Origin of the sequence: Lysinibacillus sp. S1 (assembly GCF_044986265.1) — a bacterium.
Lineage (GTDB): Bacteria > Bacillota > Bacilli > Bacillales_A > Planococcaceae > Lysinibacillus > Lysinibacillus capsici.
This window is the reverse complement of sequence record NZ_CP173154.1, coordinates 3,264,748-3,281,150: the sequence shown is the minus strand read 5'-3', so window position 1 is coordinate 3,281,150 and position 16,403 is coordinate 3,264,748. Positions and strand designations below refer to the sequence as shown.

9 protein-coding genes are annotated in these 16,403 nt (G+C 37.2%); 6 read left to right on the top strand and 3 right to left on the bottom strand.

Annotation, left to right across the window (positions count from 1 at the left end; translation table 11 throughout):
• Window positions 1–85: 85 nt before the first annotated feature.
• A complete protein-coding gene (locus ACHZEU_RS16320; protein WP_048394945.1) occupies window positions 86–1,375 on the bottom strand; it encodes a glycoside hydrolase family 18 protein in 1,290 nt (429 codons plus the stop codon).
• Between the two features lie 487 nt (window positions 1,376–1,862).
• Between ACHZEU_RS16320 and ACHZEU_RS16315 the strand changes: the two genes are divergently transcribed.
• Entirely contained in the window at window positions 1,863–2,282 is a 420-nt protein-coding gene (locus tag ACHZEU_RS16315) for a hypothetical protein (protein ID WP_048394944.1), read from the top strand.
• A 12-nt stretch (window positions 2,283–2,294) separates the two neighbouring features.
• Window positions 2,295–7,385, top strand: coding sequence for a DUF4132 domain-containing protein (locus ACHZEU_RS16310; protein ID WP_404803566.1), 5,091 nt, complete (start codon window positions 2,295–2,297; stop codon window positions 7,383–7,385).
• A 43-nt stretch (window positions 7,386–7,428) separates the two neighbouring features.
• Here ACHZEU_RS16310 and ACHZEU_RS16305 read toward each other — a convergent pair whose 3' ends face one another.
• Together ACHZEU_RS16305 and ACHZEU_RS16300 are read right to left on the bottom strand one after the other, a co-directional pair.
• Window positions 7,429–8,160, bottom strand: coding sequence for a hypothetical protein (locus ACHZEU_RS16305; protein ID WP_048394942.1), 732 nt, complete (start codon window positions 8,158–8,160; stop codon window positions 7,429–7,431).
• Window positions 8,153–9,490, bottom strand: a complete 1,338-nt coding sequence (locus ACHZEU_RS16300; protein ID WP_048394941.1) for an AAA family ATPase — start codon at window positions 9,488–9,490, stop codon at window positions 8,153–8,155. The genes ACHZEU_RS16305 and ACHZEU_RS16300 overlap by 8 nt, the downstream gene beginning before the upstream one ends.
• Before the next feature lie 149 nt (window positions 9,491–9,639).
• On the opposite strand from ACHZEU_RS16300, the gene ACHZEU_RS16295 reads away from it, so the two are divergent.
• The 4 genes from ACHZEU_RS16295 to ACHZEU_RS16280 all read left to right on the top strand — a co-directional run bounded on the left by ACHZEU_RS16295 (window position 9,640) and on the right by ACHZEU_RS16280 (window position 16,328).
• Window positions 9,640–10,101 (top strand): hypothetical protein, encoded by a 462-nt coding sequence (locus ACHZEU_RS16295; protein WP_009374122.1) that lies wholly within the window; start codon window positions 9,640–9,642, stop codon window positions 10,099–10,101.
• Window positions 10,102–10,625: 524 nt separating this feature from the next.
• Entirely contained in the window at window positions 10,626–12,374 is a 1,749-nt protein-coding gene (locus tag ACHZEU_RS16290; RefSeq protein ID WP_404803565.1) for a methyl-accepting chemotaxis protein, read from the top strand.
• Window positions 12,375–12,510: 136 nt separating this feature from the next.
• Window positions 12,511–15,675 carry an amino acid adenylation domain-containing protein gene (locus ACHZEU_RS16285; protein WP_404803564.1) on the top strand — a complete coding sequence of 1,055 codons (3,165 nt, stop codon included), beginning with the start codon at window positions 12,511–12,513 and terminating at the stop codon, window positions 15,673–15,675.
• Window positions 15,672–16,328, top strand: coding sequence for a 4'-phosphopantetheinyl transferase superfamily protein (locus ACHZEU_RS16280; RefSeq protein WP_048394933.1), 657 nt, complete (start codon window positions 15,672–15,674; stop codon window positions 16,326–16,328). The genes ACHZEU_RS16285 and ACHZEU_RS16280 overlap by 4 nt, the downstream gene beginning before the upstream one ends.
• Window positions 16,329–16,403 lie beyond the last annotated feature (75 nt).

Genomic DNA, 16,403 nt, shown 5'->3' with positions numbered 1-16,403 from the left:
TACCCATAATTAGAAATGAATTTTACAGATAATTTCCTCTTCGAAGAAAATACATTGGGCAATCCGTCCTTTTTTCTTCATTTTCTCATTTCTTTACCACATCAAAATTGGCACCAATTAACACCCAGTTCTGAGGGAATGGTAGTCCTAATTTCCAATAACCAATACCACGAAGGTTATATTGTTTAATGAGATTGAATTTAGCTTGAATAGATCTAGCATCTTCAAACCACACCATATGCGCCCTACCTTGCTCATCATAGTATTCAAAAAATGGTGCTTGGGCTCTCCAATCATACTGAATTGCTGCATTATAACGTTTAGCAATTTCAATGGCTCGCTGTGGACTAAGCGCTTCTGCATACGGTCCCCCCTGAACAAAAGGTAACGTCCAATCGTAGCCATATAAATTTTGCCCTAACATAATTTTGCTTGCAGGTATTTCACTCACCGCATATTTTACAACTGCTTCTACCTCTGGGAGAGGTGAAACGGCCATTGGTGGGCCAGCTGAATATCCCCATTCATAAGTCATGAGTAAAACAAAGTCCACGATTTCCCCATGTGCTCTATAATCATGTGCCGCTGTCCATGGTCCTCGTTCACTATCACTTGTTTTAGGAGCTAATGCTGTAGACACTGTATATCCTTGAGCGTGAAATTTTTCTACAGCTCTTCTTAAAAAATTGTTATAGGCTTGTCGTTGATCTGCTGGCAAATTTTCGAAGTCAAAGTGGATATCTTTAACATCCCCAAGTCGCTTTGCTTCTGCAAGAATATTATCAAATAATAAATCTTGAACAGCTGTACTTTGAAAAATATCTCTCGCTAATTCACCACTAAAACTAAAATTCTCCAAATTAGAAATAACCATTGCCATTGATGCTCCCGTATCATTTGCAATTTGTGTCACACCTTGGCTTGGTGGCCTCTGTAAAGTACCATCACGCCTAGCCTCATAGCTAAATAAAGCTAAATATGTTAAATTAGGACCCGCTTCCCTCGCTTGATTCAAGAGTGCTTCACTAACTGATGTTCCTCTCGGCTCTAAATAGGCTAATGTTTCTGCCCTTGTTTTTGGTGGCTGTGGGATATATAATCTCGTTCCAACTGCTAATGGTTGATTTGGATTAATGCCATTTACTTGTGCAAGTGTTACATAATTAATACCGAAACGTTGGCCAATTGACCATAGGCTATCACCTGGCTGTACATAATAAAAGCTTCCGACAATCGGGATTACAAGAGCTTGCCCCACAACTAAACGATTTGGCTCTGGAATTTGATTGGCATCTATAATGCTCTGAACCGTAGCCCCATACGCCTGTGCAATTCCCCATAAAGACTCGCCAGCCCGTACAACGTGTATTTGAATGATTTTGCCTCCTTCTAGCTTTATAAAATCATACCTATAAAGCTTATGAAATCAGAGATGAAAAGATGTCTCTTAACAACTCCACAAAAGTACACCACTATTCAAAGCAAATAAATAGTATGCTATATTATGTCACCTATTTAATACTAATGAGAATAATCTTCGTTTACGAGATTTCATGAAAGAATGTTCTTTTAAATACGTATGTCTAAAAAGTTACCTGAGTAATATATTCTGCTTCTTCACCGTTATTAGAATAAAAAAACGCAAAATGATACTTATCTTGATAACAATAATCGTACAAATGTTCTACTTTCCGCATAATCTTCAGTAAATTTTTACCCACTTTCTACCCTACAAATCAGTTGTAGCAGGCTACTTTTGATAACACTTTTCCCAAATTTTTTTACGCAACTAGCGTCATATGCCTTATTCTTTTCCCTGTTCTCACTCTTGTATAATGAAATTATTGTAAGGAGGTGTTAGATTGCGTTTATTTTACCAGCAAAAAGTAATCGGTAAGAAGTCTCGTAAACTTGAAAAAATTTCATTTTCAATTGAAGAGCCTGTCATAACGTTACAAGATTTACTTGTTCAGCTTGTTACACAGCAGGTTCAACAATTTAATGAGAAAATGGTAGATACACCACTTCATGTTTATTTATCGGATCAGCAACTAGAAGAAGCTGCTCAATATGGCAAAGTACATTTTGGAGAAAAGAAAAAGGATACTGTACAGTCAGTGGATCAAGCTATTTCCACAATGCTTCAAGCCTTTCAGGACGAGCTGTTTTTAGTCCTTCATAATGAAGAATCTTTAGATTCTCTTTCTACACCATTAAACATACAGGAAGACGATGTCTTTACATTTATTAAACTTACTATGCTTGCAGGACGAATTTGGTAAGGAGGGATTTATATGACACTTTCACATGAACAAAAAATACATTTTCAAAGTATAGTTGATTCTGCACCTATAGCAATACAGCCTTTAGCAGCTGCATTGTTAAAATACATGGACAATAGAGATTATGACATTGAAACGCTTATAGCTGCTCAGCAATATTCATCACTTGAAGAACTATTTAGTGGACCATTATTTGAAGTGCTTACCATGTTTTCTTCACAAGAACGTGCACTTAAGATCAAGAAACTAGCATTACGCTTTGATGCTACAATGTTCCAAAGAGGTGTTTTACGTCGATCTTTTCGTTCTTCTCAACCAGTGCAAGACCATCTGTTTCAATGTTTACAATTAATGGAAGAAATGCTGACATTTGAGGAAATTACTTTGCAGGAGTTGTTAACGAATCATCGTCAATATGAGCATGGAACCTATCCAAACTATAGCTCCTATGTCTTAAAGAATGAAAATACAAAAGTAATGGGTTTTAATGTCTTTGAGCAGTTGCTTGCTGAAGAACTATCATTAGAAAACCCGTCAATTGAAGAAGCAGTAGAGGGTATTTTATTTGATGAACATCAAAGTAGCTTTTTCGGCCATCCATTCATTCGAGGTATTTTTAAATCAAGTAATCATCGGATGCATGATGCACTTGGCAAACTCTTATTAGCAGCTGCACGACAAGAAGGTTTACGACAGGCAATAGTAGAAAATATTGACCATGGCAATCTTGATGCACAACTCAACATGATGAAGCTTATTCAGGAACATCGCCTAACACGCTTCTCCTCTGTAATTCGAGCAGTCGATACTTGGATGGGACTTGGCTATAATAGTTTCGAAAATCAAAAAATAACAGAGGAAGTTCTTGCATTAGCCATCCAAGCAATCGAAGAAGACAGCTTTGTTGAAAAACTGTTAACGAGTGAACGTACAATTGATATCTATGTTGCATTATGGGCAACTGCTACAAAGGACTATACGAAGTTAAATGACCTTGTAACAAAACTCTTAAAGCGTGACAAGCATATCCAACTTACAACGCTTGCCTTTTTGAAAAACTTATCGAAAATTTCCTTCACAGCGCCATTTGTAAAGGATTTAATCTTATCAACAAAAGATATCGAGTTGTTTGCCTTTGCATGGGGCAATTTTCTTTATGCTAATCACCATATTAATAGTGAGTATGCAAGAGACAATGAATGGGCGCAAATCCTTCAAACCTTCATGCAAGAAAACACACAGTTACAAGGGATTGAATACCTTTTATTCGAACAGCTTGAGTGGGCAAAAAATGAAATTACGAAAGATGGACTTAACATTACAGGTAAACCTCTATCCTTTGTCCATGTCCATTTGTCATTAGAAGATTTAATTTCAACACAAATTATTTTAGCCCAACATGTACAAGACGAGGCATTATTCCAACGGATTATTGAGCATGCAGATTCTTACTCACCATCTAGCAGAATCGGCCTACTGAATATTTATTGTCTTGACCCTGTCACAGAAGGTCAACGTGAATTTTTATTTAATTCATTACGGGATCGCAGTTCCATCAATCGTTCTCTTGCGTTAAAGAAAATACATGCTCTAACACCAACAGAAGAAGAAATAGCAAAAATTGAAGATCTTTTAGCTAATAAATCAGGTGCACTTCGTAAAGAGGCTATTTCTCTCTTAAAAGTTCAGGCACAGAATAATCTGTTACAAAGTGCTGAAAGGCTGTTAAAAGATAGTAAGCAGTTAAAGAGACTTGGAGGGCTTGAATTACTATTAGAAGCCTCTAAGCGACACAACTTAGCAAGCGAGCAAATTACAGCTTTATGCTCCTTATTACCAAAAGTAACTAAAAACGAGCAAGTTTTGTTAGAGCAATTAATTACAAGGGATGTCCCTGAGTATAACGAAAGTAATGGCTTTGGCTTGTATACGCCACATCCCCCTATTCAATACGGCTGTATTTCTGATGGAGCCATTCAAATGAATGGTGTAGAGCCTTGGCAACAGCTTGCTCCACTTTATGTACAGGCACCTACACCTTTTGAAAAATTCTTTCAATATGATGTTGATAAGTTATTATCTAAGCTTGAACAGCTTATTCAGGTTTTAGATCAACATGCTGAACTAGAATATGAAACATACCAATGGAATGACACACCCATTAGCACTACATTAGGACAAAGATACAGTGTAATGGCAACTAAATCGGATAATCAACGACATGCTAGTCTTGATGCTTATCCTATCCCCGAAGAAATTGTTCAATGGATGAAGACAGCATTATTTAGTAATGAGGACTTAGCCTATTTTAATTTTTACCATAATCTATCAGAATACCCTGCTGCTCATGATCTTTCCGAAGCAGCTCATACACTAATTAAACCGTTCTTCCAATACAAAGATTTAAAAGTACGTGTTGCGCAATTTAATTCCTTGAAATATGACGATACAATTCAACAGATTTTCTCAGTGCTATCCCAAGACATCGACAAAATCTCAGGTGATACAGCGCTACATCAGGAAGCACTTTCATTACTCGAAAAGCATGCACCCGAATTTAATCGCTTCGAACAGGCAGTAGGCATAATGTTACAGCTATTCAAACAAATCCCTGCTGATCAGTGGCAACTTGATGTTCGAGAGAAGGGTTATTATTACTATCGTTCCACTTCTACTATTATCGATTTAGATGTCGTTGAGTCATTCGTTGATCGATGCTGGTCTGATTACTCAACCTATGGTGAATATGTCAAAATGCTAGCTGTTAATGAAGAGCTAACAAAGCGTATGAAAAATGCAAGCTATAGCCCAAACGTCTACAATTTATCTTTGTTCCAATATTTAGACGCCATGAAAGTTGGTTTATTTACGCAAGATCACTTATTTGAAGCCATATTTACCAACACGCTCGCTTCAGAAATATTTAATGAGCCAACTAAGTTACAAGAACGCTATCAACAATCGTTTGAAGATTTAACAGATTTCTTTGCTATTCGTGAACAAGCGATTGATCGTATTTTAGCCATAGAGCTAAAACGTGGTGATACGCCTACTGCTGTAACAAAGCTTGCTAGTAGCATTTCTTATTTTGAGGGTATTGATTATTTCTTACAGATTCTACAGGCACTTGACGGAGAAAAGCTTGCGAGAGGATATATTTGGCAGGCAGAAACGAAAAAGGATGTATTCTCCCGATTGCTAACTAACTGTTACCCCAAAAAAGAAGAAACAGCCCAGCAATTAAAAGAAGCTTGGCAGAAAACAGACATTTCTAAAGAACGATTAATTGAAGCAATGATGTATAACCAGCATTGGATAGACCTTGTAAGTGAAGTGATTGGCTGGGATGGACTAAAAGAATCAGCCTGGTATTTTATTGCTCACACAACAGATTCATTGTCTGACTATGCCAAAGATCAAATTGCCCTTTTCTCTAGCATCACTGCTGAGGATTTCCGTGATGGTGCATTCGATTTAGCTTGGTTCCAAAGCGCTTATCAAACACTTGGGGCTAAAAATTTCAAAATTGTCTATGATGCTGCAAAGTATGCATCAGAAGGAGCCAACCATCGTCGGGCACAGCTTTATGCCGATACAGCTATCGGTAAGCTCAGTCCAAAACTGTTAATGCAAGAAATTCAAGATAAACGCAATAAAGATAAACTGCGCGCACTTGGTCTTATCCCTTTCATAAAATCAGATGACAAAGACGCCCTGACACGCTATCAATTTATTCAACAGTTTTTGAAGGAAAGTAAGCAATTTGGTGCTCAACGCCGCGCAAGTGAGGCTCGAGCAGCAAGTATCGCTCTAGAAAATTTAGCGCGCAATGCAGGGGATGGAGAAGCCACTCGCTTCACATGGCGTATGGAGTTATCTGCCTTTAACGATCTGAAGCATTTATTTAAAGCACAACAAATCGAGCAAATTACAGCCCATCTACAAATAGAGGATGATGCCTCTGTAGCTATTATTGTTGAAAAGGATGGTAAACGTCTAAAGAACGTTCCTGCTGCATTAAAAAAGCATGCTGATATTGTAACCTTGCAGGAAGYCCGAAAAGACTTACAAGAGCAATATAAACGAGCACGCCCAGCGCTTGAGCAAGCAATGGAATTAGAAACAGTATTTTCGGTCGAGGAGCTCATTCATTTATTAGCTCATCCGATTCTAGCTCCGCTGTTACAAAAACTACTATTTATTAGCGATAATTACGTTGGAATGCTGACATCAGAAGGTTTACAGCTTTTATCGGCTGACATTGTGAACCTTGCTCCTACGTCCTCTATAAAGATTGCTCATCCTTACCATCTTCTAGAGAGCGGTCAATGGAGACAGTGGCAATCCTATATGTTCGAGCACAACATTAAACAGCCATTTAAGCAAGTGTTCCGTGAGTTATATCTCATCAATGCTGATGAAAAAGCACAGAAACATTCATTGCGCTATGCAGGGCATCAAGTAAATCCTTCACAAACAGTAGCCCTGTTGAAAACACGTGGCTGGCAAATCAGCTATGAAACAGGACCACGTAAAGTATATTATAAGGAAAATATTGTGGCATCCTTGTATGCACAGGCAGATTGGTTTACGCCAGCAGAAATTGAAGCACCTGCAATCGAAGGTGTTTACTTCTATGATCGACTAACAGGCAAAGATATCGTTTTAGATGATATTCCAGCTGCGATATTCTCTGAGGTTATGCGAGATATTGATCTTGTTGTCAGCGTAGCTCATGTTGGTGGTGTAGACCCTGAGGCAAGTCATTCTACTGTTGAAATGCGCAGTATCATCGTAGAAGAATTGGCTAAATTATTGAAGCTAAACAATGTGGAAGTGAAAAAGCAACATGCCCTCATAGAAGGTAAGCTAGCAAGTTACTCCTTACATTTAGGAAGTGGTGTGGTGCATCAAATAGGCGGTTCCATGATCCCAATTATTGCTGTCCCATCTCAGCATCGTGGACGAATTTTCTTACCGATGGTGGATGATGATCCACGGACGGCTGAGATCATGTCCAAGCTCTTATTACTATGTGAAGATACAAAAATTAAAGATCCAGCTATATTAACTCATATTCGAAGCTATGAGCAAATGCACTAACGTACTCTAGATAAAAACAGGTGACTCCATTCGTCACCTGTTTTTACTTTATATCTGTTTTAATCATTTCAAACAATAGCGGTACATTCGTGCCACGATGCAATGAATGACAGCCTTCCATTAAAAATGACCAACTTTTCTTTATTTTTTCCCTATAAGACAACTCTGAACTAACTGGGAGATAGGTGCTTAAATATTCCTCAATCGTGCATGTCAGATTGTCCATAAATTTATCTGCTTTTTGTATTTTTTCTGTTGGGATTTCATTGCGCTCATTCCATAAGACATGTTCTAAATTCGTAGAAAAATAAAATAATTGATAAGGTACTTTCATACGGTTAATGCTAAAGTGGTCGTTGGCAATCAAAATTCTAGCATTCTTAGCCTTCATATCATTGCGTTGTTCTATTTGTTCTTTGCGTTTATCCGACTTCACTAAAATAGCATCCTCTGTATAAAATAAGTTTTGCTCGATACGCTCATCTACCTTGACGCACTCTGGTGCAATAAAGCATCCATCTGCATCTGTAATATGAACAACCGCTGTTAAATCATTGGCTAAAAATTTATATTTTTCAAGATAGCTTTGAATCACTCGTACAACACTGTTTTTAATATTCGGTATTCGTTTGTGCGCATCCCACTTTGTTAAGATATCTTCTCGTTGTACATCAAAACGTATTGTGGAGTTCGCAAAATGAGCATCTAAATAATCCTCTAAAATAATTTGCTCCGTCTGCCCTTCCACAATAATCAAAAGTACTTTTTTAGTCATGTTGAACACCTGCTTTACGAAAAGCCCGCTTTATTTTAAATGTTTTAGTTTCCTTATATATCTCTTCCTCTTGCCCGCCAAGCTGGATAGCACGTAAATAGACATCTCTAGCGTTATTCACTTCTTTGATACCTTTTAGCTGCATATAACGGTGATGTTCATTTGTTGTCGTAAACCATAAATTTTTAATAGCTAGCACCTCTAACACACGTAGATTATGGGAAGTAAAAATAAGTTGCCCTTTTCCATCCTCATCTATCACTGTTAACAACTCACCTAACAAATATTCAAATACACCTGAATCTAATTCATCAATAACCACGCATGCATTCGGATTATTGTATACAGCAATTAATACACTAAGAATAGAAATGATCTTTAAAATTCCCTCTGACTCTGTTCGTAGCGGTAATTCCTGCTCCCCACGCTGAGACAAAAATTCAAAACGAATTCCTTGCTCGCCACTGTCCATCATTTGCTTTGTAATGATATTAATTTTAATCGTCAGACCAGGAATAATTGCTGAGAGCACTTGATTACTTTGTTCAATAACTTCACATAATGCATAGAATGCATCCTCTGGTAATAAAGCTGGTCCATTTAAATCATAAGGAATAAGACCTCTTGTTTTCTCTAAATGAATACTGAATGGCATCATCCGTTCTTCAAATAGTGGGGCAATATTTTGAGTATTAACAACATGTAAGTCTCGACTAAAATCAACAGCAATATTTTGTAGCAACTGCATTTCTAGCTCAGAAAGCCGTTCCTGTAATAATGTCTTTATATCTTTATGGAATAGAAATGATATATATTGTTTTCTTGCTAACTGTTGAATAACCAGTAATTGAATTCGTGCTTGTTCACTCAAATCATCCAGTTTCGATTGACGAATTTGTACATCCCTCTCCGTCACAGCCACTAAAATCTTTGATCGCTTCCCTTTCGTGTTTTCTCGATAGGTAAGGCGCTCCAACGTAGTATATAGTCGATGTTGATCCTCCTGTAGCTCCACATAGTAATTCACAAAAAATGTACCGAATTGATTCTGAACTAGAAATTCTACATCCATGCTAGCTGTTTGCTCTCCTGCCAATATAAGTCGCTTCTTTTGAGAGGGCAACTTCACTTCAGCAAGCCATCCTGATAGAAGTGTCTTCAATAAACTAAATGCATCTACAATGGTTGTCTTTCCAGAGCCATTTTGTCCATATAGGCCAACAACATTCGCTTGTAGAAATGTCTCAAAATTTACTGTGAGAACAATTTCACCCTGTCGTACATTTCGTAAATTTTGTATGTTTATTTTTTTTATCTTAATAATTGCCATGTGCTAAACATCCTTTTAGCTTTTTCCCTTATTATAATGAAAATCGTTTTATTTTATAACAAATTCGAACTTAAGCATCCATAGCCTATAGCCTATGACAAAAATCGTAATAGGCATATGTTAGAAAAAATGAAGAAAGGTGTGTTTCATTGGTTTATCCTAGATTAGCCCCTGATGATTTTAACAGTCAATTTCGCCCAGGTATGAAAATATGGGTAACACTCCCTACTGGTACTTATTCAGGTACATTAATTCGGACATTCGGAACTGGAGGAAGAACTGCTGAAATTCAGTTAGATAATGGTCAAATAGTGACTGTGGATGTTAGTCAAATCACTGCTGCAGGTACAGGAACACCTCCTGGTAGTTCCTATCCGCCGCCATACCCACCACCATATCCACCATATCCACCTCAACCTTATCCACCGCGTCCATACCCACCACAGCCTTATCCACCGCAACCTTATCCGCCACGTCCTTATCCACCACAGCCTTATCCACCGCAACCTTATCCGCCACGTCCAGGTGGGCAATATCCTGGTTTCCCACCACCATTAATACCAGGACTCCCTAATATTTTACCGGGCATATTTGGTAATCCGCGGCCTTAGCAACAATAGAAAAGGTTATTTCTTTATTTAAGAATAAAGAAATAACCTTTTTTCATTTTATTCCCATAACAATAATCATCAAATTCCTTTACATATAAGTCATGACAAAATAAGTAAAAAGCCCTAACAAGGAATTGGAAATTGGTATTTCAGCCAAATTTTTAATCAACTAAAAATAAGTTAGATCTGAGCATACTTCTTTTTTATACTAGGAAATATATAGCTTTTTGTAAAAATTTAACCTAACCTAAAAAATATATAGACTAAAAAACTATATATCATCGTTTATTTATAGAAATCATGACTTGAAATAGTAAGTTTTCTGGGTTGTGAATCAATTTTTTTGGCAGTATAGTAGTTAAATGATAGGGGATAAATAGATTATTTTGCATTTATAAATAGTTAACACGCATCTGGACTTCTACGAATAACATCAACATCTTCAATGTGTAGTACATTGACTAAATTATCCATTTATAGTCCTTAGCTTGAAATATTTGCTATATCATATTAGGAGGAAAAKCATGAAWACMSKCAAGAAGCAGCAAATGTCTATTAGTAAGAAATTAACTGCAATAGTAGTGAGTATTTTATTATTATTTGGATTAGTTACTTTAGGTCTTTCTTATTATATAGTAAGAAATAGTAATTTAACAGACATGAATCAATCTCTTTCTGACAAAGGCATGATCCTAGCCAAAACCATTGATATTACTACACTAAAATCGATATTAGAGAATCCTACAAATAGTAACCCTGATGCTCTACGATTAACTAGTGAAATGGATGCAATCAATGATAATTCAGATAGCATTACCAATCTATTTTTAATTACAGTTAACGGTGAAAATATTAATGCACCTGTTCTATCATCTAGTATACTTGAACTAGGGGCAGAGTATAACCAAGATATGATTGCAATGGGTTTATCTCCAGATTTCCTAGCAAGAATTAAAGAAGTCTTTGATACAAAAAAAGCAACAGCAACAGATATTTATAGCGATGAATATGGTAGCTATAAAACAGGCCTTACACCAATCTTGGATGAGAATGGGAATATGCTGGCTGCTTATGCCATTGACTATGACGTATCAATGGTAACAGGAAAAGCGATGTCTGAAGCCCTATGGACGTTATTAGTAACGGTTATTTTCTTAATTGGTTCATCCATTGCTGTTTACACTCTTTTAAGAAAAAAATTAACACCAATTCAACAACTTTCCTTACAATCTAAAAAAGTCGCAGAAGGTAATTTAGAGCTGGAACCATTACCAGTTACTTCAACAGACGAAGTAGGAATGCTCACACAAAATTTTAATTCTATGATCGATAACTTAAAAAATGTTATTAAGAGTACAACGATTGTTTCTGAGCGTGTTTCAAACACAGCCAATGTTTTATCTGTAAATATGCAAGAAGCTTCCGATTCATATAATAATGTAGCATCTTCCATGCAGGAGATTGCAAGTGGCGCTGATCTTCAAGTACAAAAGGCAAAAGAAAGTACAATTACCATTGAAGAAATGAATATTGGTATTCAACGTATTGCCATGACGTCCAATCAAATTTCAGAATCCTCGATTTTAGCATCAGAGGAAGCTGAAAGAGGGAATGAATCGACAAATAAATCTGTTGCACAAATGAATGCTATTAGCAAAGCTGTTAACCAATCTGCAGCTTCTGTTAAATTACTTGGCGATCATTCCAATAAAATAGAAGAAATCGTAGGAATCATTACAGGGATTGCTTCGCAAACCAATTTACTTGCATTGAATGCGGCAATCGAAGCTGCACGTGCTGGGGAGGCTGGTAGTGGCTTTGCAGTGGTTGCTGATGAGGTACGTAAACTTGCAGAGCAATCTGAGGCATCTGCAAGAGAAATTTCTACACTTATTTCTCATATCCAGCATGATACAAACGAATCTGTAAATATCATGGTTCACGCTGTAGAAGAAGTAGATCATGGTATTGTCATGATCAATGACTCAGAAAAATCATTTAGCCAGATATTAACTTCCATTCACCATGTGACAGGGCAAATTCAAGAGCTTTCTGCAACAATTGAAGAAATGGCAGCTGGTATGGAAGAAGTAACATCTGCTGTAAAAGATATGGAAGATTTTTCAGTCAATTCAAAGGACAATACAAGAGCAGTAGCAGCAACTTCTGCCTCTCAATTGAATACAGTACAACGAGTTTCTGAAGAAGCTCAAGTATTATCCGAGCTATCTGATGAATTAATGAATGTTGTTAATACCTTTGTAGTGAAATAAAAAATGAAAGGGCTGCCCTTATTAAGGAGAGTTATGTCCGTTAGTTTCTCACAGATCGATTCACTACTGTGGACCTAATGACGATAATCGCTCCTTGATAGGTGTCGGCCCTTTTCTAAAATAGGAGTTGTCATAATTGAATAATAAAAAAGAATTTGATGTACACCCATCACAGAATAATACGCTTTCTTTTGACCAACAAACACTTCAATCCAATAGTACACAATTATTAAACAGAGAAGACTTACTCGCATATCAAACGTTAAACCGTACAATAGCTGACTACGATCAAAACACCACAATACCTGACGTATTTTATCAGGCAGCACAAAAATTTGCGGAACGAATCGCATTATCCTATGAAGGTGGAAAACTTACCTACCGTCAGCTAAATGAACAATCCAACCAAGTTGCTCATATGTTAGTTGCCAACGGTCTACAAAAAGGAAACTATGTAGCGATAGTTATGGAACGCAGTAAAGAAACCGTCATTAGTTTGTTAGGTATCCTGAAAGCTGGTGGAGTTTATGTTCCCATTGATCCGAGCTATCCAAAAGAACGTTGTCAGTACCTATTAAACGATACAGGTGCTCCATTTATCATAACGAAAAACGAACATACAGCTCTACTGAATGATTTTATACATAATGATTCCCAAACACGCACAGTGTTCACAATCAACCAAATGGAGCAAGGATATTCACAGGAAAATATCCAATGTGAAATTCTTCCATCCGATTTAGCCTATATTATTTATACATCTGGTTCAACAGGTAAGCCAAAAGGCGTCATGCTTAAGCATGAGGCTGTCATTAATTTAATAACAGATAATCAACGAATCTACCATTCAACTAAAGAAGATGTTTATTCCCAGTTTATTTCTTTTAGTTTTGACCCTTCTATAACAGAAACCTTTACTGCTTTATTTTCAGGTGCAAGACTTCATATGCTTACAAGTATAGAGCGTTTGTCCATTGAGGCATTTGCTGATATGATCGACCGTGAGCAAGTAACGACCGCTACTGTTCCAAATGCCTTCTTTACACAGCTAGCTACACATTTACCAGTAAGCTATAGAAAAAAGCTTTCGACATTAAATTATTTATCTGTAGGTGGTGAAGCCCTATTGCCTGCCATTGTTCAAAAATGGCAAGACAAATTTGGACTCTCTACAGAAATTATTAATGTGTATGGACCAACTGAATGTACAGTATTGTCCTCCTATTTTAAGGTGAAAAGTCAGATAACAGACATGAGTATCCCTATTGGTAGACCAATCGCCAATTATGAAATGTACGTTATTAACACGGACGATCAGCTATGTCCCGTTAATGTAATCGGAGAATTATGTATTGCTGGTGCTGGTTTAGCAGCAGGTTATTTACATCAGCCTGAAAAAACAGCTGAAGTATTTGTACCTCATCTCTTAAAGCCAGATCAAAAAATGTATCGAACAGGTGATTTAGTTCGACTATTGCCAACTGGTGTCATTGAATTTGTTGGACGTAAAGACTCTCAAATTAAAGTAAGAGGCTTCCGTATTGAACTTGGTGAAATCGAAACAGTATTGAGCAATCATACGAGCATTCAGGAAGCTGTGATCATTGCAAAGAAAATGGCTGATGGGAATAATCATTTATTTGCCTACTATACGGTGGCAAGTGGGATGCAGCTTGAGGAGAATCTTTTAAGGGACTACTTAGCAAATCTTTTACCAGATTATATGGTGCCAGAGCAATTTATTGAATTGCAAGAAATGCCATTATCCCCTACAGGAAAAATTGATCGAAAACACTTAGCTTCATTGGAATTAACTTTATCACGCAGTACTACATATATTGCCCCAGAAAATGATACACAGCGTATGCTTGCTACTGCATGGGAATTTGTACTCGGTATTGAGCCAATTGGCATTCACGATAACTTCTTTCATATCGGAGGGCATTCGCTAAAAGTGCTCGAGATTCTTGTACAAGTGAAAAAACATATACCATTCTTAAAGATTCAGGATTTCTTCCAATATCAAACGATTGCTGAACTGGATCATTATATTCGTCATTATCAACCAGAAGCGATTGAAGATCAAGACGAGCCAGCTAAAAGCATTGTATTCAAGGACTTAATGGAGCCTAGTCCTCTAAAAGTCTCCCAAAATGTGAAGCCCTTGCCAATGACATCGGTATTACTAACAGGTGCTACAGGTTATTTAGGTAGTCATGTATTATATGAGCTATTAGCAACAACAACTGCGCACATATATTGCCTTATTCGACCAAGCACCCAAACTACGATTGAAGATAAACTAAGAGAGAGTATGCAATTTTATTTTGGCAATACCATTGCTCAGCAGATGAAAGATCGTATTACTGTTATCCAAGGTGACTTAGGGAAGCAACGACTACACTTATCTGATAAAGATGAAAAAATCATTATGAAAGAAATTAATGCTATCATTCATTGTGGTGCAGATGTACGTCACTTCGGTGCAGCTGATCATTTTAATAATGTCAATGTGAATGGAACTCGCTACTTGCTTGAAATAGCCAAACAGAAACCAGGTGTGCATTTCCATTATGTATCGACAATTGGCATTCCAGAGGAGCTAGCCGCCATACAATGGGGACCAAATGAAGCAAAAGGTAACTTCAATTACAATGTTAAGCTTGATAATGTTTATACTCAAAGTAAGCTAGAAGCAGAAAACCTTGTTCGAAACGCTGTACAGGATGCAATCCCTGTCTCCATTTATCGTGTAGGAAATTTAAGCTGTCATTCTGAAACAGGTAAATTCCAACGTAATATCGATGACAATGCCTTTTACCGTATGATTAAATCAATGCTTTATTTAGGTAAAACACCTACCGCACAATGGCATGTTGACTTCACACCAATCAATTATGCTAGTCAGGCACTTGTTTCTTTGGCAAGCCAGCCAGCAACCAACGGCCATGTCTTCCATTTATGTAACCCTGTATCGCTTACTTATTTAGAATTAATCGATATGCTTAAGGAAATTGGTTATGACCTAACAATTGTGTCAACACAAGAGTATACAGATTGGCTATTAAATGGTGATCATTCAAAAGATGTACAGGAATATTTATCGTTAGCTATTGCGCAGCTTGAAGGTGATGGAGCAAGTGACTCCCCATTTATCTTCAATTGCAAAAAAACGATAGAATTTTTAGCTCATACCAAGATTGAATGTGCGGTACCAAATAAAGCCTTTATTTACAGAATGATTCAATATGGCATTGATACAGGCTACTTTCCTGAACCAAAACAAGTCAATATAAGATGATAAAACAAACTATACAGTTATTTGCACTTCCTCTAGGAGTACAGTTAGCACCACCAGAACGGGATGCTTTCCTTAAAGCACTTCCTTTTGAGGTGCAAAGAAAAGTTCAGCAATACAAGCACTGGCAGGATCAGCAAAGAGCGTTGCTAGGTAGCACTCTTATTAGATGGGCACTCCTTCCCTATATAGATGACGTTCTGTTACAACTAGCTCATAATGAATTTGGGCGCCCTTATATTGCAGGACACCCTCATTGGCAGGGAGATTTTAATCTCTCTCATTCTGGGGATTGGATAGTGTTAGCAGTCACCACTATCGGACGAGTGGGCATTGATGTTGAAGAAATAAAGCCAGTTAGTGAAGATATGATGATTTATGCGCTTTCCGAGACAGAGCGTCAATTGGTCTCTCATCAGCCTTTACATGTTTTTTATGAGTTTTGGACTTTAAAAGAGGCCCTTTTTAAAACAGGCTTATTGCCAATCCTATCGCCATATTTGCTTGATACCACCAACATAAAAAAAACAAGGAAAGACCTTTTTACCCAATTACTCTATCTCGATCAGCAGCATCCTGTATCCGTCTGCTGGAACAATGAAAATTCTAAGTTAATAACCACAATATTAAATAAAGAGCAGCTTCTACAGCCATAACAATAATTATTCCTCCGTATTAAGAAAACGCTGCCCTAACGTGTCATTTATTCGACCCGCTAGGACAGCACTTTT

Excerpts from the sequence above, each read along its gene's own strand:
- ACHZEU_RS16305 (WP_048394942.1), bottom strand. The coding sequence starts at position 8,160 with ATGACTAAAAAAGTACTTTTGATTATTGTGGAAGGGCAGACGGAGCAA.
- ACHZEU_RS16300 (WP_048394941.1), bottom strand. The coding sequence starts at position 9,490 with ATGGCAATTATTAAGATAAAAAAAATAAACATACAAAATTTACGAAAT.
- ACHZEU_RS16280 (WP_048394933.1), top strand. The coding sequence starts at position 15,672 with ATGATAAAACAAACTATACAGTTATTTGCACTTCCTCTAGGAGTACAG.